This window comes from Chryseobacterium herbae (assembly GCF_025154075.1).
Taxonomy (GTDB): Bacteria; Bacteroidota; Bacteroidia; order Flavobacteriales; family Weeksellaceae; genus Chryseobacterium; species Chryseobacterium herbae.
The window spans coordinates 147,523-171,612 of record NZ_JAOAMU010000008.1; the positions used below are offsets into that span (position 1 = coordinate 147,523).

A 24,090-nucleotide genomic window follows, 5' to 3' on the forward strand; every position below is an offset into this window, starting at 1 on the left:
ATTTCATTAACTATGACAGAATTTGAAGATATCAGTTTAGAGGAAATGATCAGCGATGGGTTTGACATTGTAGCCGAGGAGATCAATCTTTCAGACTTTTCGGAGACTGATAAGAATTCCGAACAGAGAATATTCCCTATACTTCCCGTAAGAAATATGGTCATGTTTCCAAACGTAGTAATTCCTATTACTGCAGGAAGAAAAACATCGATACAGCTGCTTGAAGAAGCACAGAAAAATGGTGATTTCATCGGGATCGTGAGCCAGAAAAACTCAGATCTGGAGCAGCCTGCCGAGAAAGATATGTATCAGACCGGTACGCTTGCCAAGATTATTAAGATCATCAAATTGCCGGAAGGTAACATCACCGCAATCACTAAAGGTTTTCACAGATTTAAGATCAAAAAGATCGTGGAAAATCAGCCTTATTTTAAAGCAGAAATCACCAAATTAAAAGATTCAAAGCCGAAAAACAGGGAAGAATACGACGCTCTTCTTGAAAACATCAAAGATCTTGCATTAAAAATCATTGAACTGGATCCGAATATTCCGAATGCAGCCAATTTTGCGATCAAGAATATCAACAATAATGATGATCTGCTTAATTTCATCTGCACCAATTCCAGCTTCCCTTCCATCGAAAAGCAAAGACTTCTTGAAGAAAAAAGCCTGATGGAAAGAGCCAACAAGTGCTACGAAATGATGCATGAAGATTTCAGAAAGCTGGAACTGAGAAATCAGATCCACCAGAAAACTTCAAAGGATCTTGATAAACAACAAAGAGAATATTTCCTGAACCAACAGATCAGAACCATCCAGGATGAATTGGGAGGCGGTCCGGAAAGCGATGTAGAAGACCTGATCATTAAGGCAAGAAAAAAGAAATGGAACCAGGAAGTGGAAGATCATTTCCAGAAGGAGATCAACAGACTGCAACGTCAGAACCCTAATTCTCCGGATTATAACGTTCAGAGAAATTATCTTGATTTCTTCACGGATCTTCCGTGGGAAACTTATACAAAGGACGTTTTCGATATAGCAAAAGCTGAAAAAACTTTAGATAAAGCGCACTTCGGATTGGAAGATATTAAGAAAAGGATTCTGGAGCACATGGCTGTTCTGAAACTGAAGAACAATATGAAATCCCCTATCCTATTGCTAGTAGGGCCTCCGGGAGTCGGAAAAACGTCTCTAGGAAAATCTGTTGCTGATGCTTTAGGCAGAAAATATGTAAGATTATCTCTGGGTGGACTTCATGACGAAAGTGAGATCCGTGGACACAGAAAAACATATATCGGAGCTATGGCGGGAAGAATTCTTCAATCTATCAAAAAATCAGGGACTTCCAACCCTGTAATCGTTCTTGATGAAATTGATAAAATTGCTCAGGGACTTCACGGTGACCCTAGTTCTGCGCTTTTAGAAGTTCTTGATCCTGAACAGAATAAAGCGTTCTATGATAATTTCTTAGAAATGGGCTATGACCTTTCCAAAGTGATGTTCATTGCTACAGCGAATTCGTTGTCTACGATACAGACTCCTCTTCTGGACAGAACTGAAATCATTCAGATCGCGGGATATACAATGGAAGAGAAAACGGAAATCGCGAAAAGACATTTAATTAAAAAACAACAGGAGGAAAACGGTTTGGATGCGAAATCATTTAAGCTTGGAAATCCTGAACTTAAACATATAATCGAAGCGCACACTTCAGAAAGCGGTGTAAGAACATTAGAGAAAAGAATTGCTTCCATTGCAAGATGGGTGGCTCTTCAGACTGCTCTGGTAAAAGAATACGATCCAAAAATCACTATTGAAAAAATAGATGAGATCCTTGGTGTACCGAGACCTAAAAGTCTTTCTGAAATCACAGGAGTACCTGGTGTTGTAACCGGTTTAGCCTGGACAAGTGTAGGTGGAGACATTTTATACATCGAAAGTATTCTAAGCAACGGAAAAGGAAGTCTTACCATGACCGGAAACTTAGGAACCGTGATGAAAGAATCTGCAACGATTGCTCTGGAATATATCAAAGCAAGACATGATGATCTGGGAATTGCACAGGAAGATCTGGATAAGAAAAATATCCACGTTCACGTTCCGGAAGGGGCAACTCCTAAAGACGGACCATCTGCAGGTATCGCGATGCTAACATCTATGGTTTCTTCATTTAAGAACAAGAAGGTGAAACCTCATCTTGCGATGACGGGAGAAATAACGTTAAGAGGAAAAGTACTTCCTGTAGGCGGAATCAAAGAAAAGCTTCTGGCTGCTACAAGAGCAGGTATCAAAGAGGTGATCCTTTGTGAAGCTAACAGAAAAGATGTGGAGGAGATCAAAAAAGATTATCTTAAAAACCTGACTGTTCATTACGTAAACAGAATGGAAGATGTGATCGATTTTGCAATCGAAAAATAATTCAGAACATATCAACTCTCAATAAGGAAACGCATCTCAGATTATGTCTGGGGTGCGTTTTTTTTTAAAATCCAACCACAAAAGACACAAAAGTTTTTTAACACTTTAGTAAATTTAAGTTACGTACATAGCGCGTAGGAAGAGCACTTAAGTTTTATGAAAATCTAAGAGTTTCTTCGGCAAAACAAACATATCTGTGCAATCTGAGAAATTTGCGCGAGATTTTTAAAATCTACATAGGCCATTAATAATAAAAATCGTTGAAATTATTTTAAAGAAAATACATACCACACGGCTCTGTTCCTACATCATATCATTCAAAAAGAATTATGTTAATTAAACTAAAAGACCCTATTAATTAGTTGTGTTTTCTTATTTTTATCCGACAGATTTGAAAAATTATGAATTTCCTTAGACTCCCGTTTCTTGTTAAATTGACAATGGTTACCATTTCCATCATTGGTCTTGGTTACCTTTTAGCACTCGGACAGAGCATTTTAGCGCCTTTCTTTCTGGCTTTTTTAATGGCTATGCTGTTTCTTCCAGCCGCGACTTTTATGGAGAGAAGGTTAAGATTTCCAAGATCCATCTCGACGATGACTTCGGTTTTTGTGATGCTCGCTATTTTAGCAGGGATTATTTATTTCTTCGGATCACAGCTTTCCGATTTCAGTAAAGATCTGCCGCATCTCAGGGAGCAGGTGACTACCGTTTTTAATAATCTGCAACATTGGATTTCAAAGACATTCAATGTAAAAATTGATGAACAGCTTGATTACATTAATCAAGGATTGAATAAATTATTATCCTCTTCCGGAGTGATTCTTGGTTTCACGTTCGGGATATTTTCAAGTGGATTTGGTTTTATTGTATTTTTCACCCTGTTTTTTATCTTTATCTTAAACTACAGAAGAATTCTTAATAATTTCATTGTAACGGTTTTTAACGAAAAGCATAAAGCCAGCGTACAGGAAGTGGTGACCGAAATCCGGGTAATGACGAAGAAATATATTTTCGGGCTTTGTCTGCAGGTTTTGATCGTTTCTATTCTTTCTTCTATTGTTCTTACCGTTTTAGGCGTAAAGTATGCGATTCTCCTTGCTGTTCTGACAGGGTTACTTAATGTTATTCCTTATCTCGGAATCTGTATCTCCCTATTAATTTCATGTTTCATTGCCTTTGCAACCGGAACACCTTCCACATGTGTGTATGTTGCTATTGGATATATCGCCATTCACATTATTGACGGAAATATCGTTCTCCCATTTGTAGTGGGTTCAAAAGTAAAGATCAATGCCCTCTTTTCTTTTATAGGAATTATTTTAGGGGAACATCTTTGGGGAATTGCAGGCATGTTTCTATGTATTCCGGCTATTGCCATCATTAAGATCATTTTTGAAAGAGTAGAAGGTTTAAAACCTTGGGGTAAACTGCTCGGTGAGGAAGAAAAGCCTAACAAAAAGAAGAAGAGCTACAAGATCTCTAAGAATATTACGCTGAAGGAAATGGACTGATCATAAATGATAAGTAATGGGTAATGAGCAATAAGTAATGACTGCTATTTGTTTCATTTATTACTAATTACTCATTGCTTATTACTTATAAAAAAAGAGGGCTGCCTTAAAAAAGACAGCCATTATTTTTAAACTATAGCAGCGCAGAATGGGCTCATTCCGCTTGGACAGGTTTGGTCACATGGAATATAAGACTGGTTGTCCGGGCAGTATCCTAAATCCGTTCCCGGATTGGTACCTCCACCACCTCCGCCACCTAAACAAGGGTGTCCTGGCGGAATTTTACAAGGACATCCTTCCAATCCGATATCACAGATAGGCTCTCTTCCTCCTCCATTAATTTTCTTTAAATTTTCGCGATCTAATTTTTGAAGTTTTTTCAACATAATACGATTGTTTAGTTTAATTTGAACCACAAATATATTAAATGAAATCAGAATTTACTCACAATACCGAGAGAAACAAATAACATTAACAAATTTTAATAATAATACACAAACGAATATCATTTTTGTTATACATTTGATATAAAATCAACAATCATGAAAATCGTAAAATTTATCCTTTCGTTCATTTTTGCATTGATGTTTATTCATGCCGGACTGAACAAATTCTTCCATTATTCACCTATGCCTAAAATGTCCGATGAGCAGATCAAGATCTTTGCTGCGTTCGGTGAAATCGGCTGGCTGTTACCTTTAGTGGGAGTAGTAGAAATTGTCGGCGGAGTATTATTCATCTTCCAGAAGACCAAAGCTTTGGGCGCTATCATCCTCCTTCCGGTCATGGTAGGAATCGTTATTCACAATATATACAGAGACCCGAATCAGACGGGAATCATCACGGCTGTAGTCATGTTCCTGATCAATATTTGGGCAATTATTGATGACAGAGAGAAATATAAAGCTTTGATTAGTTAAAAAGGTAATAGATAATAGGTTGCAGGTAGCAAGTAACATTGCGGAGATTAACCTGCAACCTATCATCTGCTACCTACCACCTTTTATCTATACAAATGCACTGAATCCGGTGATCGATCTTCCCACAATCAGTGAATTGATCTCTTTTGTTCCTTCGTAAGAGTAGATGGCTTCAGCATCGGCAACGAATCTTGCCACATCATATTCGAGGAGAATCCCATTTCCTCCCAGCACTTCTCTTGCTCTGGAAACAATATCTCTGGTTCTCAGGGTACAGAAAACCTTGGCTAGTGAAGCATGCTCGTCTTTTAAAATTCCTTCATCCTGCATTTCTGACAATCTGAAAACCATGGTCTGCATGGCCGTAAGATTAGAAAGCATTTCCACCAAATGCCCCTGAATCATCTGGAATGAAGCAATCGGTTTCCCGAACTGCTCTCTGGTTCTGGTATATTGTAATGCGCTTTCGTAGGCTCCTCTTGCACAACCTGTGGCCATCCATGCCACTCCGGCTCTGGTCATACGCAGAACTTTTCCGGTATCTTTAAATGAATTGGCATTTTGCAGGCGGTTTTCTTCGGTTACCAGACAATCTGTTAAAGTGATTAATCCGTTTTGCACAATTCTCAATGCCATTTTTCCTTTGATTTTTTCAACGGAATAGCCCGGATTATCTTTTTCTACGATAAATCCTTTGACTTCCCCACTATCAAGATCTCTTGCCCAGATAATGATCAGGTCTGCAAATGTTGCATTTCCGATCCATTTTTTCTGGCCGTTAAGAATCCAGCCCTCTTCAGTTTTTTTACAGGTTACAGTAAGTCCTCCCGCTGCTCCGGATCCTACTTCAGGCTCTGTAAGTCCAAAAGCTCCAATTTTTTCAAATTTCTGCATCTGGGGAAGCCACTTCTGTTTCTGTTCCTCTGATCCGCAGATATAAATAGAGCCCATCGCCAATCCGGACTGAACGCCGAAGAATGTAGCAATAGAAGCATCTATTCTCGCCATTTCCATCGCAATAACGCCTTCCATCAGAAAAGGCATGCCCGGACAGCCATATCCTTCATAGGTTACCCCGCAGATATTCAGTTTCTGGAATTTTGGAATAAGTTCGAAAGGAAATTCGTCTCTGAGCCAATAATGATTCACGAGAGGTTTCACTTCTTTTTCCATGAACGCTCTTACTTTAAGCTGAATCTCACGTTGCTCAGGAGTCAGTGTGTGATAGATATCATAGAAATCACCATCAATAGGCGGAAGTTCACGCTTTTTCTTATTGGGATCAAGCATTTTCATCATTCCGTTCAACTGTTTGTCGTCCAGTTTGGAGAAATTCTGCATCAGCTTGGGGAGGTCAACTTTTTGAGAAATAGTACTCAGCTGATCAAAATCTATGGATCTGAATAATTCTATAGCGTTTCTGATTTTGGAAAAAGTATTTGACATAGTAATGTTTTGTGGGATTGATTTGTAAAAGTTAAGCAAAAACTGCTCCGAAAACAAGTCATTCCATGACCATTTGTTTTACAAAATACTCATTTACAGTAAATTAAAACAGAAATATTTCTTTACAAACTTTTTGCGATTGATTTTCAAATATTACAAAGGATCCTGGCAGAACTTTGACCTAAGAAAACCCACAAAAATCAACGCTATGAAAACGACTTACATTAAATTATCCTTGTCAGCAGTTCTTTTATTAGGAATCTATTCATGTAAAAAAGGAGAAGCAGTCTCCACTGAAAGCTATTCTGCGGATTCTACTGTTGCCATGGTTACAGACAGTGTTTCTTCTGTAGCCACTATGAAAGTAAAGGACAAACAGTTCATTAAAACGGCTGATGTGAATATGGAAGTCAAAGACGTCTATGAAGCAACGGTTTCCATTGAAAAAACGGTTCAGGATCTTGGAGGATTTGTAACCCACAGCAATCTTCAAAGCAATGTCATTTCACAGGACACCTACAATACTTCCGATAATGACGCGATGCTGATCAAAAAATATCAGACGGAAAATACCATGAAGGTACGTGTTCCGACAGAAAAGCTAGGTGAACTGCTTGTAAAAATTAATGACAAAAAACTATTCCTGAATTCCAGAACGATCAACGCGGAAGATGTAACCTCGGGCATCAAGTATGCAGAAATGGAAGGCAAAAGAATTAAAAAGACGGAGGAAAACATCGGTCAACTGAAAACGAATAAAGACAAAGTACAGCTGGACAACGACAATATGGCGGAAGGAAACCTGCAGCAGTTAGCCAATATGGATACTACCGACAATATCAAATACAGCACGATAGACATTTACATTAAAGAACCTAAACTTCGTATTGCTGAAATCGCAGTGACCAATACCCGCAACATCGACAATAAATATAAATTCAATTTTATATATGATGCTAAAAATGCTTTTGTAGAAGGGTTTTACCTGATTCAAAAGATCGCTGTGGGACTTATCACCATATGGCCTTTACTCATACTCTTGGGTGTAGTTGTCTATTTTTTGAGAAAAAGAAAACTTACAAAGTCTGAACACACAAAAATTCAGGAATAATAAAAGCAATCCTAACCAACTGGTTATCATCATAATTTTAGATTTTACAGACCTCCTTTCCGGGAGGTTTTTTATTTTTTTCAAAAAAAACTGTAACGATCATTATACTCCCCTTACCTACTGATTAAAAGAATAAATAATCAAAAACTTTAATCATATGAAAAATTTAGTAAAACTTGGGTTCGCAGTAGTATTATCAGCAACCTTTATGACGGCAAGAGCTCAGAACACGGGCTCGGAAAACAGTACACTCTGGGAAGTTTCCGGAAATGGTCTTACCAAACCTTCTTATATTGCAGGAACCTGTCATGTGATGTGCAGCAAGGATTTTGAGATTAAGCCTAAAGTAATGAAAGCTCTTGAGAAATCTGATCAATTTGTGATGGAGATCAATTATACGGATCCTGCTGAAATGACAGCCATGCAGAAAATGTATCGGACGGATAAAAAACTATCAGATCAGCTTAATCCTGCAGAAGCAAAGGAACTGGATAAAATCCTCGCTGAATATGGAACAGATTTAAAGAAGATGGACAATTCCAGCTCACAGGCATTATATGCATTGATCTCAATGAAAGCCATCCCATGTCCACAGACTGAAATAAAACTGTATGAAATAGAACTTCTTCAAAGTGCGATGAAAAGCAAAAAGAAAGTCTTCGGGCTTGAAAAAGTGGAAGAACAGATGACCTCCATTAATAAAGCTTATGATCTGAAAGCAGTCATTCAGCAGCTAAAAATGGGAAAAGAATATGAAACCCTGCTTAATAAGATGGTCACTGCCTTTAAAAAAGAAGATGTGCAATCCCTTTATACCCTTTTTAAAGATGACAAAATGATGAATCCTACTCAGGAGAAAGCCATGCTTACGGACAGAAATAAAAACTGGGCAGAAAAAATGCCTGAGATGATGAAAAAAGAAAGTTCTTTCTTTGCAGTGGGAGGCGCTCATCTTATGGGTGACAACGGCGTGATCCGTCTCCTGAAAGCGAAAGGATACACCGTGAAACCGGTATCAAGCTTATAACGTATAACCAAACCATGAAATCATCGTGAGCAGTCAAACTGAAACCGCTTTTTTAAAGCTCGTCAACCAGCACAAAGGCATTCTGTACAAGGCCTCCCGTATCTACGCGGATTCTTTGGAAGACCGGGAAGACCTGCAGCAGGAGATCCTTATCCAGCTATGGAAATCTTATCAGAACTTCAAAGGAAACAGTGAATTTTCGACCTGGATGTACCGTGTGGCCATCAACACCGCGATCACTTATCTAAAAAAAGAAAAGCAGCGGACGAATAATCAAACCGAGGTGCCGCATCATTTTGAAGTGCAGAATGAAGACTACAATCCTGCAAAGGACAAGCAGTTAGAAATTTTTTACGCTGCAGTCCAGGAGCTCAAAGCACTGGAAAAAGCCGTCATCTTTTATTTCATGGAAGGAATGTCTCACAAAGAAATCGGTGATAACCTGGGGCTGAGCGAAGGCAACGCCCGTGTAAAACTCAACAGAACCAAAGAAAAAATACAGCAAATCATAAAAAAATCAGGCTATGAATTTTGATCAATTAAAAGAACAGTGGAATAACGAAGACGGCGACAGCGTCAACATTCCCAACACCATAGAACAGTTAAAGAAAAGCAAACATCCTATCGAAAAGATCCAGAAAAGTATGAAAGCGGAATTTCCGATGCAGGTCATAGCAGTAATTCTTATTGCATTTTTCCCACAACAGCTTCGTTTTCCTGAATCTCAGTATATTATTTACTATACCTCGTATGCGATGCTGGTCGTGATATCCTCCTACTATCTGTTCGGATTCTATAAATTTTATAAGCAGACCGAACTGTATGACGGAAACACCAAAAACAGCCTTTGGAAAATATACCATGAACTGAAGCTGAATATGGAAAGATACCAGTCTTTCGGATTTCTCCTGCTTCCGCACTTTATGATCACCTTAGGATTGGAGTTCTATAATATACTGGAGAAAAAAGGAGAATCTTTAGGAGATATGTCGAGTAATTATCAGCAGGCTTTAATCATCAGCGTTCTTATCGGAACGGGAGCCATCGTAGCGAGCATTGTGCTTTGGACAAAATACATCTACGGAAGAAATGCCAAACGTCTTGAAAACATCCTGAACGAAATGGATGAATAACTGCAAAACTTGGGGAAGAGATAAAGATTTTTAACGCAAGCTTCATCTTGCTAATGTTTAGTTTTTAAGGAAAGCAAAGACTGTGACTGCGTCACTGATGAAGTGATAGGCATAAAACACCCGCTTAATCGAATCCATGAAATTGATTCCGCCTTTGCTTCCCTTCATAAATAAGATAATCAATTTCTTTGCGTCCAAAAAGCCTATCTGCTCTATCCGTACAATCTGCAAGAACACATCATTATAACTTTCCCGGCTATCTTTTACAAAACAATAACCATGAAACCTCAGACCTTATCTGGGGTTTGTTTTTTAAAAAAATGTTATTTATCGTGCTCAAATTTATCTGAGGTTTTATTTTTCCTTAAATTTGCACATCAGAAATTAAATGATATGGATTTTAAACATTCTGATCCACACCATCATTTTCTGAATCTACAAAATTCCTAGAGTATGCTATCAAAAATAAATCCTATACAAACCAACAGCTGGAAAGCTCTTGACGAACATTTTGCAGGAAATGACTTTGATTTGAGAAGTCTTTTTCAGTACAATCCTGATCGTTTCAATGAATTTTCTCTACAGAAGGACAACTTCCTTTTTGATTATTCTAAAAACCTGATCGATTCAAGAACAAAAGAGCTTTTACTTCATCTGGCGGAAGAGTGTCAGCTGAAAGACGCTATTTCCAAAATGTTTTCAGGAGACAAGATCAATGAAACAGAGGGAAGAGCAGTTCTGCATACGGCCCTAAGGGATTTTTCAGACAAAGAGATCATCGTAGACGGTGAAAATATAAAGCCTCAGATCAGAAGAGTTCTTGGCCACATGAAAGCGTTCTCTGAAAAAATTATTTCAGGAGAGCACAAAGGATTCAGCGGAAAAGAAATCACTGATGTTGTGAATATAGGAATCGGAGGATCAGATCTTGGACCGGTGATGGTTTGTTCTGCTTTAAAACATTTTAAAACAAGATTAAACGTTCACTTCGTTTCAAACGTTGACGGGAATCACATTGCTGAAACCGTTAAAAAACTGAATCCTGAAACCACTTTATTCATCATTGCTTCCAAGACCTTTACGACTCAGGAAACGATGACGAATGCCAATTCTGCGAAAGACTGGTTCCTGAAAGCAGGAAAAGAAGAAGATGTGGCGAAACATTTTGTGGCTTTATCCACTAATGTTGAAGCCGTTAAAAAGTTCGGAATTGCAGAAGAAAATATTTTTGAGTTCTGGGACTGGGTAGGCGGAAGATACTCTCTATGGAGTGCTATCGGCCTAAGCATTGTTCTGGCAGTTGGTTATGAGAATTTTGAAGAGCTTCTAAAAGGGGCTTCTGACACAGACCAACATTTCCAGACTGCGGATTTCTCAGAAAACATCCCGGTTTTAATGGGACTAATAGGAATCTGGTACCGTAATTTTTATGCTGCCACCACGTACGCGATTCTTCCTTATTCTCAATATCTGGACAGATTTGCAGCTTATCTTCAGCAGGGAGATATGGAAAGTAACGGAAAATGCGTAGACAGAAACGGTGAATTCGTTGAATACGAAACAGGACCCATTATCTGGGGCGAGCCGGGAACAAACGGACAGCACGCCTTCTACCAGCTAATCCACCAGGGAACGGAACTTATTCCTGCCGATTTTATCGCTTATGCGAAAAGCAGCAATGCTGTTTCTGATCACCAACCGAAGCTTTTAGCTAACTTTTTCGCTCAGACTGAAGCACTTGCTTTCGGAAAATCTGAAGAGGAAGTAGAACAGGAATTAAGAAATGAAGGAAAATCTGATGAAGAAATTGACAGACTGTTAAACTACAAAGTCTTCCACGGAAATACGCCTACCAACTCTATACTATTCAAGGAATTAACTCCTTTTTCACTGGGACAGCTGATTGCTATGTACGAGCATAAAATCTTTGTTCAGGGTGTCATCTGGAATATTTTCAGCTTCGATCAGTTCGGAGTGGAGTTAGGAAAAGTTTTAGCCAACAAGATCCTTCCCGAGCTTGAAAGCAATGAGGCCGTAAGTTCTCATGACAGCTCTACCAACGGATTGATCAATTATTATAAAGGAAATAAATAGCAGATGTCTGCATTACGGTCATATTATTATAAACTTCCTCCAGGCCTCAGGCTTTTGGGGAGAAAGATCTATTATTTTCCGATAGACCTCTATGATGGGCTTACCGGAAAAAGATCTAAAAACGAGCCTAAGAAAGGAGATATTTATGTAGGAGGCAGCGACTTTATTCCTCACGGGATCCGTCAGGTGAATGCGTTGAAAAAACACATTGGCTTACAAAATACCGATCGTGTTCTGGATGTAGGATGCGGAATCGGTAGAACGGCTGTAGCCCTTACTGGAACCATTGATAAAGGAACTTATGATGGTTTTGATGCTGTAGAAAAGGGAATTAACTGGTGCAACAAAAATATCGGTCAAAAACATCCGAATTTTAAATTCAAGTTTACCCCGATTTATAACGATTTGTATAATACTTTCAGCCAAAAAGCGGAGAATTTTACATTTCCTTATGATGATGCGCAGTTTGACAAAGCATTTCTGTTCTCCGTATTCACTCACATGCAGATTCCTGAGATCAAAAGATACCTGAGCGAGATCAGCCGGGTTCTGAACAGCGGCGGACAGTGTCTGGCCACATTCTTCCTTTATGATGAGTCTAAAACGGAATTTGGAACCATGCCATTTCCGCATCAGTATGAAGGATACAGACTTATGGATGATAAAGTAACCGCAGCCAATATTGCGGTAAGCATTCCATTGCTGAACCAGATGGCAACAGAAGCCGGATTAAAAGTAACCACCGTAAAAGGAGGATTCTGGAGAACTGATGTAGAAAAGGAAGGTGCCGATGAATTCCAGGATATTGTTGTATTCAATAAAATCTAAATAAAAGTAAAAAAAGTAAAAATGGCAGAAATTCTTGACGGACTTAAAGTATCCAAAGAAATAAAAGCGGAGATCAAGGTTGAAGTGGATAAGATCCTTGAAAGCAAGAAAAGAGCACCGCATTTGGTAGCAATTCTTGTAGGAAACAACGGAGCGAGCAAGGCGTATGTAAACAGTAAAGTAAAAGACTGTGAGGAAGTTGGATTCCGTTCTACACTTGTAAAATTCCCAAGTACGGTTTCTGAATCTGAACTATTGGAAAAAATCGATGAGCTGAATAAATCTAAGTCTGTAGACGGTTTTATCGTACAGCTTCCTTTACCGGACCAGATCGATCAGGAAAAAATCATTATGGCTATTGATCCAAGAAAAGATGTAGATGGTTTCCACCCTGAAAATTTCGGAAAAATGGCTTTGGAAATGGACACTTTCCTTCCTGCTACTCCTTTCGGGATTCTGACATTATTGGAAAGATATAATATTGAAACCAAAGGAAAAGACTGTGTGATCATCGGAAGAAGTAAGATCGTAGGAAGACCTATGAGCATCCTGATGGGAAGAAAAGATTTCCCGGGTAACTCTACCGTGACTTTGACGCACTCTTACACAAAAGACATCGAAGAATATACAAAAAAGGCTGATATCGTTATTACGGCTTTAGGTGATCCTCATTTCCTGAAAGGAGATATGATCAAGGACGGCGCAGTAATCGTGGATGTGGGTATCACAAGAGTAGATGATGATTCTCCAAAAGGATATTACCTTGCAGGTGACGTAGATTTTGACAGCTGTGCAGCCAAAGCAAGCTGGATCACGCCGGTACCTGGAGGTGTAGGCCCAATGACCAGAGCCATGCTGATGAAGAACACCATCATCGCGTACAAAACTTCGGTCTATAACGACTAATTTTAAAATGAACAAAGAAGAAGATATTTTATTAAAAGAAGGTAAAATGCTCCCCGTAATGGAGCATTTTTACACTATTCAGGGAGAAGGTGCACATACCGGAAAAGCAGCTTACTTTATCAGACTGGGAGGTTGCGACGTGGGTTGCCACTGGTGTGATGTGAAAGAAAGTTGGGATCCTACGCTGCATCCCTTGATGAATGCTGAAGAAATTGCAGAAACTGCCGCAAAACATTGTAAAATTGTTGTTTTGACCGGTGGCGAACCATTAATGTGGAATTTAGATATTTTGACTTCTAAATTAAAAGACTTAGGTTGCACCATACATATTGAAACTTCAGGAGCGTATCCTTTGAGCGGACAAATCGACTGGATTACTCTTTCACCAAAGAAAACAGGGCTTCCGAAAGAAGAAATTTATGCTAAAGCTCACGAACTTAAAATGATTGTTTTTAATAATAATGATTTTAAATTTGCCACCGAGCAAGCCGCAAAAGTTTCTGAAAATTGCAGATTATATCTTCAGAGCGAGTGGAGCAAACGTGATGAGATGTATCCAAAGATCACTGATTTTATTCTGGCTCATCCGGAATGGCAGGCTTCAGTTCAGACTCATAAATACCTGAATATACCTTAAAGATCACCTCCTCTGAACTCTACAGAACAAATTTGAATTAAGCTATTTTTTATTCATATGGCTATTTTTCTACTGAAGTATCCAAGTAGTAGGCGGAAAATTTATAATATTCCTCTAAGGCGAGATATACCATAAAAAATATGTACCTTAGCTCTTCGTATCCGTTTAAACACCGATAGATGCAGAGAATTCGATACTCTAGATACCTGAAGTCGATTATTATTTTGCTTGACCTTATGGTTATTGCATCTATTTTCATATTCTTTTTTATAAGCAGAAATGAAAGTTTAAGATACCATAGAGAAACGTGGTATGAGAATATTTTTTCGCTGATATTGCTGTTTTTGTTCTGGATGCTTCTCAGTGGCAGGACAAAAATTTATAATATTCAGAGGAATCTTACATATACTTTATTTTTAGAACGCCTCTTGATTCACTTTCTTTTTTTTATACTGGGAGTTCTGCTGATCGGAAGGGTCAGCAAAAACGTTTTTTTCAATTCAGATATTTACTGGCTTTCGTTTTATCTTTTTTTCTTTATTTTCATGGCGAAATCGGTCATCTATTTTACCATCAAATATTTCCGTTCACTGGGGATCAATTACAGAAATGTAATGTTTCTGGGAGAAACGGGCTCTACCGAGATCTTAAGGAATATATTTAAAGACAGAAAGGATTACGGGTATAGAATATTCGAATACGAAACTATGGCCATCAAGCCTAATGAACTTGTCGGTTTCTGGAAAAAGAACGGAATTCATACCCTGTTTTTATCCACCGAAAATCTGTTCAATGAAGATATAGAAAGAGAAATCTTCAAGCTGGCAGAAGACAATAAAGTACACGTTTCTCTTATTCCCAGTATTACACAGAGTGATTTTTTCCTTTATGATCTTGGATATATCCAGACACAGCCGATTCTTAGCCAGGCAAAATATCCCCTGGACTTCTATTCCAATTTCCTTGTAAAAAGAACTTTCGATATTGCATTTTCAATATCCATATTACTATTTCTCTGCTCATGGTTATTTCCCATAATTGCCCTTCTCATCAAAGCAACCTCCAAAGGCCCTGTCTTTTTTATACAGAAAAGATACGGTTTCCATGAAGAAGTGTTTTCATGTCTGAAATTCAGGACGATGATCGTTAATGATGAATCGGCAACGAAAACTACGGAAGAAAATGATTCAAGAATCACAACAATCGGGAAATTTCTTAGAAAAACCAGTCTTGATGAGCTGCCACAGTTTATCAATGTTCTGAAAGGGGAAATGTCCATTGTAGGTCCCCGTCCACATATGCTGGCCGTAGACAATTACTATAAACCAAAGATCGGAAGATACAGCTTAAGAAGTATGGTTTCTCCCGGTATCACTGGTCTTGCTCAGGTAAGCGGACTTCGTGGTGATTACGGAGATGTGGAAGTGGAAATGAAAAAGCGAATCCTTGCAGATACTTTCTATGTAAGGAACTGGAGTTTTGTTCTAGATCTGGTCATTGTTTTAAAGACCGTTTTACTGGTAATCGGGGGGGATAAAAACGCAAAATAAATCAAACAAAAGGTTAAGATTAAATTTGAGGAATCATATTTGCTTCTAAGGTTAAATAAACCTTAGGCCTTCAATCTGGCCTTACTTAATTAAATAAAAAAGTCTAATTTAGCAGCATGTTAAAAAAGTTTTTTACAGCAGTAGGAGAATACATTATCCTTCTAGGTAAATCCTTGCAGAAACCCCAGAAAATGAGGGTTTTTTGGAAGCTGTTCATGAGAGAAATTAATGATCTCGGCGTCAATTCTTTTGGGCTTGTGATCTTCACTTCTATATTTGTGGGAGCAGTAGTCGCTATCCAGATGTTCAACAACTTTGCTTCTTCCTCTTTTCCTATCCCGCCATCGTTCGTGGGATATGCTACGAAAGCCGTTTTGGTTCTTGAATTTTCACCAACTATTATCAGTCTTATCCTGGCCGGTAAAGTAGGATCATATATTGCATCAAGCATAGGAACCATGAGGGTTTCTGAGCAGATCGATGCACTAGATATTATGGGAGTCAACTCTCCGAATTTCCTGATATTACCTAAAATTTTCGCCTGCGTTATTTTCAATCCTATTCTTATCGCCATCAGTATCGTTTTCGGTATCGGCGGTGGACATCTGGCAGGTATGCTGACCGGAAACTGGACTGAAAACGACTATATCGTAGGAATCCAGATGTATATGCCCAATCTGTTTGTGTATTACGCATTTCTAAAAACTACCGTATTTGCCTTTATTATTGCTACCGTTCCTTCGTACTTTGGATATAATGTAAAAGGAGGATCGCTTGAAGTAGGTAGAGCCAGTACACAGGCCGTAGTATGGACAATGGTATTCATTATCATTTCCGAATTAATTTTAACCCAATTAATATTAAGCTGATGATTGAGGTAAAAGATCTTAAGAAGAGTTTTGGTGATGTTGAAGTACTTAAGGGAATTTCGACTTCCTTCGACAAAGGAAAGGTGAACCTGATCATTGGGCAGAGTGGCTCGGGAAAAACTGTTTTCCTCAAAAGTTTACTGAATGTGTATCAGCCTTCATCGGGAGAGATCCTGTTCGACGGTACGGATATCAATACAATGAGCAGAGATCAGAAACAGCACCTGCGCTCAGAAATTGGAACCGTATTCCAGGGCAGTGCACTTTTTGACTCATTAACGGTGGAAGAAAACATCATGTTTCCGCTGGATATGTTTACCAACCTTACCTTCCGCGAAAAAAAGAAAAGGGTTTTTGAAGTAATAGGAAGGGTACATCTTGACAAAGCCGGCAGAAAATTTCCATCCGAAATCTCAGGAGGAATGCAGAAACGTGTGGCTATCGCAAGAGCCATTGTCAACAACCCGAAGTATCTGTTCTGTGATGAGCCTAACTCCGGTCTTGACCCGTACACTTCCAATATTATTGATGATCTTCTTCTTGAAATCACCCAGGAATATAATACTACCACGATCATCAATACACACGACATGAACTCTGTGATGACGATCGGGGAGAAAATTATATACCTGAGATTGGGAATCAAAGAATGGGAAGGGAACAAAGACGTTCTGATCACGGCAGGCAATAAAAATCTTATTGACTTCGTTTATTCTTCAGAACTATTTAAAGAACTGAGAGAATATTTACTTGAAAATAATAAAACGATTGAAAATACAATCACTAAAATAGACGATAATGAAAAAGATACTTAGTATAGCGTTAATCGGGTTTTCAATGTTCGCTTCTGCGCAGATTTCACTGGCAGCAAAAGCTAACTTAATATTCCCGACAGGCTCTCCTTCATGGAAAAACATTAAAGGAACAGTGAATGACGCCATTGAGGGAACAGGAAAGAACAACGCAGGTTTCAACGCGGGTCTTTCAGTAAAAGTTAAACTTCCAGGTTCATTTTATGTAATGCCGGAATTGTATTACACCCACTTCAAAAATGAATTCACTACGGAGAATACTACTTTTGATGTAAAAAGCAACCGTCTTGATATGCCTGTTCTTTTGGGACATAATGTTCTGGGCGACATGCTTGGGGTTTTCGTAGGACCAGTGGCCAGCTATAACTTAAGCAAGGACAATACCTACAATGATTTTAAGGAAAATGTTAAAAACAATTTCACCGTAGGATATCAGTTCGGAGCACAGCTTGAAATCAAAAAATTGCTTATCAACGCCAGATACGAAGGTTCATTCAGCAAAGACGAAAGAAACTTCATCAATAAGGTTTCCGGTTCTGAGATCAGATACGACAACAGACCTAACCTGTTCTTAGTAGGTATAGGCTATAAGTTTAAATAATTCGAAAATAACATCTATAAAAAACCCTCAAATATTTAAATTTGAGGGTTTTGATTTTGTCGCTGAAGTTCTGCTTCACGTTGGGCAATCTCTGCCGCCTGCTTTTCCAGTTCTTCTTTGTCTTTTTGCAATTGTTTGAATTCTTTCTTTTTCTCTTCAGCTTTCAGCGCACTTCCTTTGCTTACATATCCTACCATTCCGCCGATAATAAGCCCTATTCCTACGCCTGCCATTACACCCATCATATGGGAGATGGTAATTCCACCTACTGTAAAATCAGTAGTCAGATAAAAAAGCAGTGCTGAAACAGCCAGCAGGATAAGTCCGGTAATTGATAAACTTTTCATAAATATTGTGTTTAGTGGTTGGTGTTAAAAAAAAGCCTTACCCAATTGAGTGAAAATTAAATAAGGCTCTATACAAGATTAAAATTCTGACGTATTATATTTTTCCTCCAGCAGCCTTATAATATTCCAGGGCTTTCGGAAGGTCTCTATTGATATCTGATATCCTGCTTTCAGGATTCGGGTGGGTAGACAGGAATTCCGGCTGTCTGGCTCCTGAAGATGCTCCTTCCATTCTGTTCCAGAAAGGAACTGCTTCTCTTGGGTCATATCCTGCCATAGACATCAGGTACAGTCCCATCTGGTCTGCTTCTGATTCCTGGTTTCTTCCGTATTTCAACAGCGCTACCTGAGACCCGATTGGGTATACTTTCTGAAAAATACCGGCCCACTGTGAGTTGGAAATCGTTCCACCTAAGATTGAACCGCCGTATTGTGCTACCATAGCCTGTGAAATTCTCTCATTTCCGTGTCCTGCCAAGGCATGTGAAACTTCGTGTCCCATTACGACTGCAAGACCGTTGTCATTTTTCGTAACCGGAAGAATTCCTGTGTATACAGCAACTTTCCCGCCAGGCATACACCATGCATTCAGTTCATTGCTCTGAATAAGATTAAATTCCCAGCTGTAATTGGCCAGATCTGCTGACCTTCCTATGCTCTGGTAGTATCTCTCTGCCGCACTTTTTATTCTGCTTCCTACACTCACTATTTTTTTAGCGTCCGCAGTTCCTGAGATAATCTTAGATTTAGACAATGTCGTTTTATATTCCTGGGCAGACATTGTCAGGATTTCAGAGTTATTTGCAATCTGTAATGAAGATCTTCCCGTGATCGGGTTAGTCGTACAAGCTGCAATTGACAGGGCAACTGCTCCTATTCCTAATAGATGTGTAAATTTCATAGTTCGAGTGTTAATAATTCAACATTTACAATTTTTATTCCAAAACGGTTGAGAAGGAATATATTTGCATACATTTTGCTATTTAAATTTAACAATTAATATGGTTATGAAAAAGTATATTTCACTTATATTTATTTTTGGATTTCTTTTTTTCTTTCAGAGCTGCTCATCACAGGGCTCATTAGATTCCAAAACAGTAGATGCACTGGTAGATTCTCAGGAGCTTACTTTCTATGCACAGCGCGCCAATCCTACCAACTATGATGTGATCAAAGTTATGAATTCAATGCCGAATTCTACATCAACAAGGATTTTGGAACTTAATGGAGACTACACCATTACCATTACCAAAGACAATCTGGAGGTAGTGCTTCCTTATTTCGGAAGATTATTCAATCCTTCCTTCGGAAATACAGACAAAAACAGCTACAGATTCACGTCAAAGGACTTCAAGATCGATAAATCCCAGAATAAAAAAGGAAAGTGGACTTTAAGAATTAAACCTAATGATGTAAGTAATGTTGATGAAATTAATCTGGAAGTCTTTAAAAACGGAAAAGCATTCGTTTCCATCAGAAGTAGCGACAGACAACCGATTACTTATGATGGTTATGTTTCAAAAAACGAGGAAAAAGCTAAAGAAAAGGAGAAACTTTAATCTTTAGACAGAAATTTTTCAACAAATATTTTTGCTTCAGTACTGGGATTCGAAACCATTTCTGAAGCATTTTTTTTGTGCTGCATATAAGCTTCTTCTGCAGAATTGCTTCTTTTCATCATGGCCAGAATATATTCCTGAACCCAATATTCAAAGCGTTTTTCGGCCTGCTGGGTACGGACCTCGTTAAAACGTCCTGTTTTCTTTTTCAGATCAATGAATTCATAGATTTTATCATAAACCTCATCGAGCCCTTCATTGTAAAGAGCGGAACCCAGTAAAACAGGGATTTTCCAGCCTTTTTCTTTGGGAGGAATAAAATCCAGTGCGCGTTTCAGCTCGAGTCTTGTATTTTTTGCTTTCTGCAGATTGTCCTGATCTACTTTATTGATAAAAATAACGTCTACCATTTCCATGATGCCCCGTTTGATACCCTGTAGCTCATCTCCTCCTCCAATGATCTTAAGGAATAAAAATATATCGGTAATATCTGACACCAGCACTTCAGACTGCCCTACTCCAACCGTTTCGATCAGAATATAATCATATCCCGCGGCTTCGCAGATCATCATCGTTTCAAATGTGGTATTGGCAACGCCACCGAGAAATCCTGAACTTGGAGAAGGGCGGATAAAGGCATTTTCCTCTTTGGCCAATTCTTCCATTCTCGTCTTATCACCCAAAATACTTCCCTTGTTAATAGAAGAACTCGGATCAATAGCCAGAACTGCCACTTTTTTTCCGTTAGCAATCACTAGTCGCCCAAAATTTTCAATGAAAGTGGATTTCCCCGCACCCGGAACCCCTGTGATTCCTACTCTGACAGAATTTCCCGTAAAAGGCATAATCTGCTTCAGAAGCTCTTCTGCCTGGATCCTGTGCTCGGCTTTTTTACTTTCGACTAATGTAATAGCTTTTCCGATCAGGCGTTTATTTCCTGACTGTATTCCTTCGATTAGTTCTTCTGTAGAAAATTTCATTGATTCAAAAGTATAAAAATAACCTTCAAACTCCCATACAAACGGGCATTAATTTTATTTCTTCTAAATTAAAACAAGAGGTCGTCTTATCAACGGGAGAGGGAAATTCCTACATTTGTTATTCATCAAAATTAAGAAACATGAAAAAAATATCCGTTGCTGCATTATGTATCTGCCTATTTATGGCATCCTGTACCCCAAAGGCCTCTACAGCCGGACCTATAGGACCAGCCGTTTCCACTGCAGAACAAATAGCTCAAGGAAAAACAATCTTTGAAAATGCCTGCGGAAGATGCCACAAGCTCCCGGATCCTACGGCGCACACCTCTGTACAATGGGTAGGAATCATGAATTCAATGGCGCCGAAAGCTAAACTGACTGACGAGCAACATCAGTGGGTTTACGATTATATTGTTTCTGTGAAAAAATAATCACCAAATCAAAATATGGGTATGAAAAAAATAATTTTAAGTATGGTGGCAGGTGCCGTGTTTATGGTATCATGCGGCCCTAAAAGTACAGCTGTAGCCGGACCGAAGTATACCGCGTCTGAACAACTCGTTCAAGGGAAAACTATTTTTGAAAATTCATGCGCCAAATGCCACAAACTTCCTGACCCGGCCAAGCATGACGATCAGGGATGGATCAAAACATTAAGCAGAATGGCGCCGAAAGCTAAATTAAGCGATGATCAGCACCAAATGGTTTATGATTATCTGATTTCTGTGAATAAGAAGTAAAGGTTCTGGGTTGGAGGAATTTTGGTCGCAAAATTTATAATTCATATACTCTCCTATCTTTTATTCCAAAATCGTTGTAAGCGACAGAAGCTTTTGCTTATCAAACCTGAACAGCAATAAACAGATTTCCGAGCATTTCTGTTACAGAAATTGTGTTCTTTATTATTCAGTTTATCGCTGCACAGGTAATGAAACAGGTGTTCTTATGTACTGACACATTCTTATTGAGAACTTGTATATTTCAGCTAAGATTTTATCGCTAATTTCGATCACTATCTGAAAAAGTTTTCATGGAATATCTTTTGACCTCAGCAATCATTATCTCGGCCTTTCTGATTCTTTTATTAATTAGAAAACCAGATAAAACTGTATCCGATTATATCCTGATGATTTGGCTGATATCATTAGGCTATGTAACATTTTGCTATGATTTGGTTTATTCACAAAAGTATATTTTATTTCCGTCAGCTGTCATAAGTGGCTTTTGTATCCCTTTGCTACAAGGACCATTTATTTACCTGTATATAAAGTACCAGATAGAACCGATTCGCTTTCAAAGAAAGGATCTCTTCCATTTCTTACCTTTCATTTTTTGCTGTCTACTGTTTGTGGAAGGATATTTTTTGCCCGAAAGCCAGCAAGTGAAGTTGATAGAGGGAAGGCTCTCTGGCTATGACACGGCACAAATAATCAAATTAGCAGGAATTTATCTGTCCGGGATCATTTATTTTTCGCTCGGCCTTGTAAAACTCATCCGCTTTAAAAAAAAACAAAAAGAAGTATTTTCGAATATTGAACAAATCAATTTCAATTGGCTGCTATATCAGATTATTTTTCTTTGTCTAGTTTGGATCATCATCCTTTTTGTGAAAGACGATAAATTTATATTCGGTTCAGGTGCTGTTTTTATACTGTGGTTGGGATATTTTGGAATTTCGCAGGTTAATGTATTTAGCAAACAGGATATAAGACTGGAGAGCTATAATGATTTTTCTGAAATCAGTAATGAACATTTCGAGCCCGTAGAAGAAAACGATATGGGTCCTGCCAGTGCTCGTCTGGCAAAAATCTATCAGCACCTTCTCATCATATTGGAAGAAGAAAAACCTTATTTAAATGCCGAACTAAAGCTTTTGGATCTTGCCCGTCTTTTACAAATCCATACAAATGTTTTATCCAAGGCTATTAATGCAACCTCCAAAAAGAATTTCTATGAATTAATCAATGAAAAAAGGGTTGAAGAATTTATAAGAAAAATCAAAAATGGTGATCATCAAAAATATACAATTATTACCCTTGCCTATGATTCAGGATTTAATTCTAAAGCATCTTTCAACAGGAATTTTAAGCGGATAACAGGAATGTCCCCTACAGAGTTTATGGTACACAAAGAGTTCAAATAACCCGTCTCATCTTTCCTTCTGATGTCTCAATCAATACATTTACTTGATTTACAGTTATTTAATTTTATTTATGAAATAGTCTCAATACATGCATTGATACCGTTGATCATATGAGGATCAATACTTTTGTGATCTAAATTTAAATGAATATGATCACACGTACATCAATTTTCACAACTGCTTTTTCCCTGTTACTTTTACTATTCGCCTGTACAGATGGAATGCATGATGAGGCACTTTTGGTACCAAAGACTGTGGAAGAAGATTCTTCTTTACCCTCTGTTTTTATTAATGGCCGGCATCTTCACGCTGAGGCTTTTGGAAATCCAAACAACACATTAATTGTCTGTGTTCATGGCGGGCCAGGTGCTGACTATCGCTACCTTTTAAATGCCAAAGACCTTGCAAAACATGGATATAGAGTTGTATTTTACGACCAGACAGGTTCTGGCTTATCTCAACGCTATCATAAATCATATTATGACAATTTAGATATTGACGACATTTTTATAACTGAATTGCGAGGCGTTATTGCAAAGTATAAAACAAACCCCAATCAAAAGGTTATTCTTTTGGGGCATTCATGGGGGGCAATGCTGGCAACAGCTTATGCAGGAAAGTATCCTTCTGAAATAGCAGGTTTAGCTCTATTCGAACCGGGTGGTTTACAGTGGGACGATGTGATCACTTATATCATGAATTCTCAGACTTCCGGAGCGGGAGGCGAGTCCCTTGAAGGAAACAGTCATGAAATATTAGATTACAATATGTCATTGGCGGCTTCGGCGGACAATATAAATACCGGCGACCCTGGATTAAAACCGGAAGACTTCTGGAGAATGGGAGCGATCTTGCAAATGGTTGCAATAGAAAAAGGAGAGAAATCAAAACCAGATTTTTCAACGAATATAGGGCAGTTTACAAAACCTGTATTCTTTGGATATGGTGATAATAAAGCATATCCTGATTCCTGGGCGCAAAAAATCTCATCGCCATTTAATAATAAGAATCTTCATAAGTTCAACAACACCGGACATTCAGGGATGTTTACCAATAAGGAAATATGGACTCATTCTACTCTTCCCAAGCTGCTAAATTATTTTAAATCTTTATAAATAGTAATTAATTTAATCAACCCGTTTCAAAAAATAATGGAGGACTTTCACTTTCTGAAGCAGTCCTCCTTATTGTTTTC

Annotated in this window: 25 protein-coding genes; 20 read left to right on the plus strand and 5 right to left on the minus strand. The window is 38.4% G+C overall.

What is annotated here, in order from left to right; genetic code table 11:
• The first annotated feature begins 12 nt into the window (after positions 1 to 12).
• On the plus strand, positions 13 to 2,418 hold the full coding sequence (lon, locus tag N0B48_RS21405; protein WP_259841409.1) for an endopeptidase La: 2,406 nt from the start codon (positions 13 to 15) through the stop codon (positions 2,416 to 2,418).
• Positions 2,419 to 2,819: 401 nt separating this feature from the next.
• Entirely contained in the window at positions 2,820 to 3,932 is a 1,113-nt protein-coding gene (locus N0B48_RS21410) for an AI-2E family transporter (protein ID WP_259841412.1), read from the plus strand.
• A 128-nt stretch (positions 3,933 to 4,060) separates the two neighbouring features.
• Here N0B48_RS21410 and N0B48_RS21415 read toward each other — a convergent pair whose 3' ends face one another.
• The gene (locus N0B48_RS21415) at positions 4,061 to 4,318 is read right to left on the minus strand and encodes a hypothetical protein (protein WP_259841414.1); all 258 of its coding nucleotides are present in this window, start codon (positions 4,316 to 4,318) and stop codon (positions 4,061 to 4,063) included.
• Between the two features lie 156 nt (positions 4,319 to 4,474).
• Between N0B48_RS21415 and N0B48_RS21420 the strand changes: the two genes are divergently transcribed.
• Positions 4,475 to 4,852, plus strand: a complete 378-nt coding sequence (locus tag N0B48_RS21420) for a DoxX family membrane protein (RefSeq protein ID WP_259841415.1) — start codon at positions 4,475 to 4,477, stop codon at positions 4,850 to 4,852.
• Between the two features lie 87 nt (positions 4,853 to 4,939).
• Here N0B48_RS21420 and N0B48_RS21425 read toward each other — a convergent pair whose 3' ends face one another.
• Entirely contained in the window at positions 4,940 to 6,298 is a 1,359-nt protein-coding gene (locus tag N0B48_RS21425) for an acyl-CoA dehydrogenase family protein (protein ID WP_259841417.1), read from the minus strand.
• 208 nt (positions 6,299 to 6,506) lie between these two features.
• Here N0B48_RS21425 and N0B48_RS21430 point away from each other — a divergent pair, with 208 nt between their 5' ends.
• The 12 genes from N0B48_RS21430 to N0B48_RS21485 all read left to right on the plus strand — a co-directional run bounded on the left by N0B48_RS21430 (position 6,507) and on the right by N0B48_RS21485 (position 17,866).
• Positions 6,507 to 7,409, plus strand: a complete 903-nt coding sequence (locus N0B48_RS21430; RefSeq protein ID WP_259841418.1) for a DUF4349 domain-containing protein — start codon at positions 6,507 to 6,509, stop codon at positions 7,407 to 7,409.
• A gap of 157 nt (positions 7,410 to 7,566) precedes the next feature.
• Entirely contained in the window at positions 7,567 to 8,436 is an 870-nt protein-coding gene (locus tag N0B48_RS21435; RefSeq protein ID WP_259841419.1) for a TraB/GumN family protein, read from the plus strand.
• 25 nt (positions 8,437 to 8,461) lie between these two features.
• Entirely contained in the window at positions 8,462 to 8,971 is a 510-nt protein-coding gene (locus tag N0B48_RS21440) for an RNA polymerase sigma factor (RefSeq protein WP_259841421.1), read from the plus strand.
• Positions 8,961 to 9,569 carry a DUF8845 family protein gene (locus N0B48_RS21445; RefSeq protein ID WP_259841423.1) on the plus strand — a complete coding sequence of 203 codons (609 nt, stop codon included), beginning with the start codon at positions 8,961 to 8,963 and terminating at the stop codon, positions 9,567 to 9,569. The genes N0B48_RS21440 and N0B48_RS21445 overlap by 11 nt, the downstream gene beginning before the upstream one ends.
• A 453-nt stretch (positions 9,570 to 10,022) precedes the next feature.
• Positions 10,023 to 11,663, plus strand: coding sequence for a glucose-6-phosphate isomerase (gene pgi, locus N0B48_RS21450; protein WP_259841424.1), 1,641 nt, complete (start codon positions 10,023 to 10,025; stop codon positions 11,661 to 11,663).
• A 3-nt stretch (positions 11,664 to 11,666) separates the two neighbouring features.
• Entirely contained in the window at positions 11,667 to 12,491 is an 825-nt protein-coding gene (locus N0B48_RS21455; RefSeq protein WP_259841426.1) for a class I SAM-dependent methyltransferase, read from the plus strand.
• Between the two features lie 21 nt (positions 12,492 to 12,512).
• The gene (locus N0B48_RS21460) at positions 12,513 to 13,397 is read left to right on the plus strand and encodes a bifunctional 5,10-methylenetetrahydrofolate dehydrogenase/5,10-methenyltetrahydrofolate cyclohydrolase (protein ID WP_259841428.1); all 885 of its coding nucleotides are present in this window, start codon (positions 12,513 to 12,515) and stop codon (positions 13,395 to 13,397) included.
• Positions 13,398 to 13,404: 7 nt separating this feature from the next.
• The gene (locus tag N0B48_RS21465; protein WP_259841430.1) at positions 13,405 to 14,034 is read left to right on the plus strand and encodes a 7-carboxy-7-deazaguanine synthase QueE; all 630 of its coding nucleotides are present in this window, start codon (positions 13,405 to 13,407) and stop codon (positions 14,032 to 14,034) included.
• Between the two features lie 179 nt (positions 14,035 to 14,213).
• A complete protein-coding gene (locus tag N0B48_RS21470; protein ID WP_259841432.1) occupies positions 14,214 to 15,584 on the plus strand; it encodes an exopolysaccharide biosynthesis polyprenyl glycosylphosphotransferase in 1,371 nt (456 codons plus the stop codon).
• A 116-nt stretch (positions 15,585 to 15,700) separates the two neighbouring features.
• A complete protein-coding gene (locus tag N0B48_RS21475) occupies positions 15,701 to 16,453 on the plus strand; it encodes an MlaE family ABC transporter permease (protein WP_047452742.1) in 753 nt (250 codons plus the stop codon).
• Positions 16,453 to 17,268, plus strand: a complete 816-nt coding sequence (locus N0B48_RS21480; protein ID WP_259841433.1) for an ABC transporter ATP-binding protein — start codon at positions 16,453 to 16,455, stop codon at positions 17,266 to 17,268. Before N0B48_RS21475 ends, N0B48_RS21480 begins: the two co-directional genes overlap by 1 nt.
• On the plus strand, positions 17,252 to 17,866 hold the full coding sequence (locus N0B48_RS21485; protein WP_259841434.1) for an outer membrane beta-barrel protein: 615 nt from the start codon (positions 17,252 to 17,254) through the stop codon (positions 17,864 to 17,866). The genes N0B48_RS21480 and N0B48_RS21485 overlap by 17 nt, the downstream gene beginning before the upstream one ends.
• Before the next feature lie 35 nt (positions 17,867 to 17,901).
• Here the strand turns inward: N0B48_RS21485 and N0B48_RS21490 are convergent, their stop codons facing one another.
• Positions 17,902 to 18,213 (minus strand): hypothetical protein, encoded by a 312-nt coding sequence (locus tag N0B48_RS21490; protein ID WP_259841435.1) that lies wholly within the window; start codon positions 18,211 to 18,213, stop codon positions 17,902 to 17,904.
• A gap of 94 nt (positions 18,214 to 18,307) precedes the next feature.
• Complete coding sequence (locus N0B48_RS21495) at positions 18,308 to 19,114, minus strand: M48 family metallopeptidase (RefSeq protein WP_259841436.1); 807 nt, start codon at positions 19,112 to 19,114, stop codon at positions 18,308 to 18,310.
• 106 nt (positions 19,115 to 19,220) lie between these two features.
• Between N0B48_RS21495 and N0B48_RS21500 the strand changes: the two genes are divergently transcribed.
• Positions 19,221 to 19,772 carry a DUF4251 domain-containing protein gene (locus N0B48_RS21500; RefSeq protein WP_259841437.1) on the plus strand — a complete coding sequence of 184 codons (552 nt, stop codon included), beginning with the start codon at positions 19,221 to 19,223 and terminating at the stop codon, positions 19,770 to 19,772.
• Here N0B48_RS21500 and meaB read toward each other — a convergent pair.
• Complete coding sequence (gene meaB / locus N0B48_RS21505; RefSeq protein WP_259841438.1) at positions 19,769 to 20,752, minus strand: methylmalonyl Co-A mutase-associated GTPase MeaB; 984 nt, start codon at positions 20,750 to 20,752, stop codon at positions 19,769 to 19,771. The two genes, N0B48_RS21500 and meaB, sit on opposite strands and share 4 nt — an antisense overlap.
• 140 nt (positions 20,753 to 20,892) lie before the next feature.
• Here meaB and N0B48_RS21510 point away from each other — a divergent pair, with 140 nt between their 5' ends.
• From N0B48_RS21510 to N0B48_RS21525, 4 genes are all read left to right on the plus strand, one after another.
• On the plus strand, positions 20,893 to 21,183 hold the full coding sequence (locus N0B48_RS21510) for a c-type cytochrome (protein WP_259841439.1): 291 nt from the start codon (positions 20,893 to 20,895) through the stop codon (positions 21,181 to 21,183).
• A 21-nt stretch (positions 21,184 to 21,204) separates the two neighbouring features.
• Positions 21,205 to 21,492 carry a c-type cytochrome gene (locus N0B48_RS21515; protein WP_259841440.1) on the plus strand — a complete coding sequence of 96 codons (288 nt, stop codon included), beginning with the start codon at positions 21,205 to 21,207 and terminating at the stop codon, positions 21,490 to 21,492.
• 641 nt (positions 21,493 to 22,133) lie between these two features.
• The gene (locus tag N0B48_RS21520) at positions 22,134 to 22,895 is read left to right on the plus strand and encodes a helix-turn-helix domain-containing protein (protein ID WP_259841442.1); all 762 of its coding nucleotides are present in this window, start codon (positions 22,134 to 22,136) and stop codon (positions 22,893 to 22,895) included.
• Positions 22,896 to 23,044: 149 nt separating this feature from the next.
• Complete coding sequence (locus tag N0B48_RS21525) at positions 23,045 to 24,010, plus strand: alpha/beta hydrolase (RefSeq protein WP_259841443.1); 966 nt, start codon at positions 23,045 to 23,047, stop codon at positions 24,008 to 24,010.
• Positions 24,011 to 24,090 lie beyond the last annotated feature (80 nt).

Excerpts from the sequence above, each read along its gene's own strand:
- N0B48_RS21460 (WP_259841428.1), top strand. The coding sequence starts at position 12,513 with ATGGCAGAAATTCTTGACGGACTTAAAGTATCCAAAGAAATAAAAGCG.
- N0B48_RS21475 (WP_047452742.1), top strand. The coding sequence starts at position 15,701 with ATGTTAAAAAAGTTTTTTACAGCAGTAGGAGAATACATTATCCTTCTA.
- N0B48_RS21500 (WP_259841437.1), top strand. The coding sequence starts at position 19,221 with ATGAAAAAGTATATTTCACTTATATTTATTTTTGGATTTCTTTTTTTC.
- N0B48_RS21510 (WP_259841439.1), top strand. The coding sequence starts at position 20,893 with ATGAAAAAAATATCCGTTGCTGCATTATGTATCTGCCTATTTATGGCA.
- lon (WP_259841409.1), top strand. The coding sequence starts at position 13 with ATGACAGAATTTGAAGATATCAGTTTAGAGGAAATGATCAGCGATGGG.
- N0B48_RS21490 (WP_259841435.1), bottom strand. The coding sequence starts at position 18,213 with ATGAAAAGTTTATCAATTACCGGACTTATCCTGCTGGCTGTTTCAGCA.
- N0B48_RS21455 (WP_259841426.1), top strand. The coding sequence starts at position 11,667 with ATGTCTGCATTACGGTCATATTATTATAAACTTCCTCCAGGCCTCAGG.
- N0B48_RS21415 (WP_259841414.1), bottom strand. The coding sequence starts at position 4,318 with ATGTTGAAAAAACTTCAAAAATTAGATCGCGAAAATTTAAAGAAAATT.
- N0B48_RS21465 (WP_259841430.1), top strand. The coding sequence starts at position 13,405 with ATGAACAAAGAAGAAGATATTTTATTAAAAGAAGGTAAAATGCTCCCC.
- N0B48_RS21485 (WP_259841434.1), top strand. The coding sequence starts at position 17,252 with ATGAAAAAGATACTTAGTATAGCGTTAATCGGGTTTTCAATGTTCGCT.
- N0B48_RS21525 (WP_259841443.1), top strand. The coding sequence starts at position 23,045 with ATGATCACACGTACATCAATTTTCACAACTGCTTTTTCCCTGTTACTT.
- pgi (WP_259841424.1), top strand. The coding sequence starts at position 10,023 with ATGCTATCAAAAATAAATCCTATACAAACCAACAGCTGGAAAGCTCTT.
- N0B48_RS21515 (WP_259841440.1), top strand. The coding sequence starts at position 21,205 with ATGAAAAAAATAATTTTAAGTATGGTGGCAGGTGCCGTGTTTATGGTA.
- N0B48_RS21420 (WP_259841415.1), top strand. The coding sequence starts at position 4,475 with ATGAAAATCGTAAAATTTATCCTTTCGTTCATTTTTGCATTGATGTTT.
- N0B48_RS21470 (WP_259841432.1), top strand. The coding sequence starts at position 14,214 with ATGCAGAGAATTCGATACTCTAGATACCTGAAGTCGATTATTATTTTG.
- N0B48_RS21410 (WP_259841412.1), top strand. The coding sequence starts at position 2,820 with ATGAATTTCCTTAGACTCCCGTTTCTTGTTAAATTGACAATGGTTACC.
- N0B48_RS21495 (WP_259841436.1), bottom strand. The coding sequence starts at position 19,114 with ATGAAATTTACACATCTATTAGGAATAGGAGCAGTTGCCCTGTCAATT.
- N0B48_RS21445 (WP_259841423.1), top strand. The coding sequence starts at position 8,961 with ATGAATTTTGATCAATTAAAAGAACAGTGGAATAACGAAGACGGCGAC.
- N0B48_RS21435 (WP_259841419.1), top strand. The coding sequence starts at position 7,567 with ATGAAAAATTTAGTAAAACTTGGGTTCGCAGTAGTATTATCAGCAACC.
- N0B48_RS21425 (WP_259841417.1), bottom strand. The coding sequence starts at position 6,298 with ATGTCAAATACTTTTTCCAAAATCAGAAACGCTATAGAATTATTCAGA.
- N0B48_RS21430 (WP_259841418.1), top strand. The coding sequence starts at position 6,507 with ATGAAAACGACTTACATTAAATTATCCTTGTCAGCAGTTCTTTTATTA.
- N0B48_RS21480 (WP_259841433.1), top strand. The coding sequence starts at position 16,453 with ATGATTGAGGTAAAAGATCTTAAGAAGAGTTTTGGTGATGTTGAAGTA.
- meaB (WP_259841438.1), bottom strand. The coding sequence starts at position 20,752 with ATGAAATTTTCTACAGAAGAACTAATCGAAGGAATACAGTCAGGAAAT.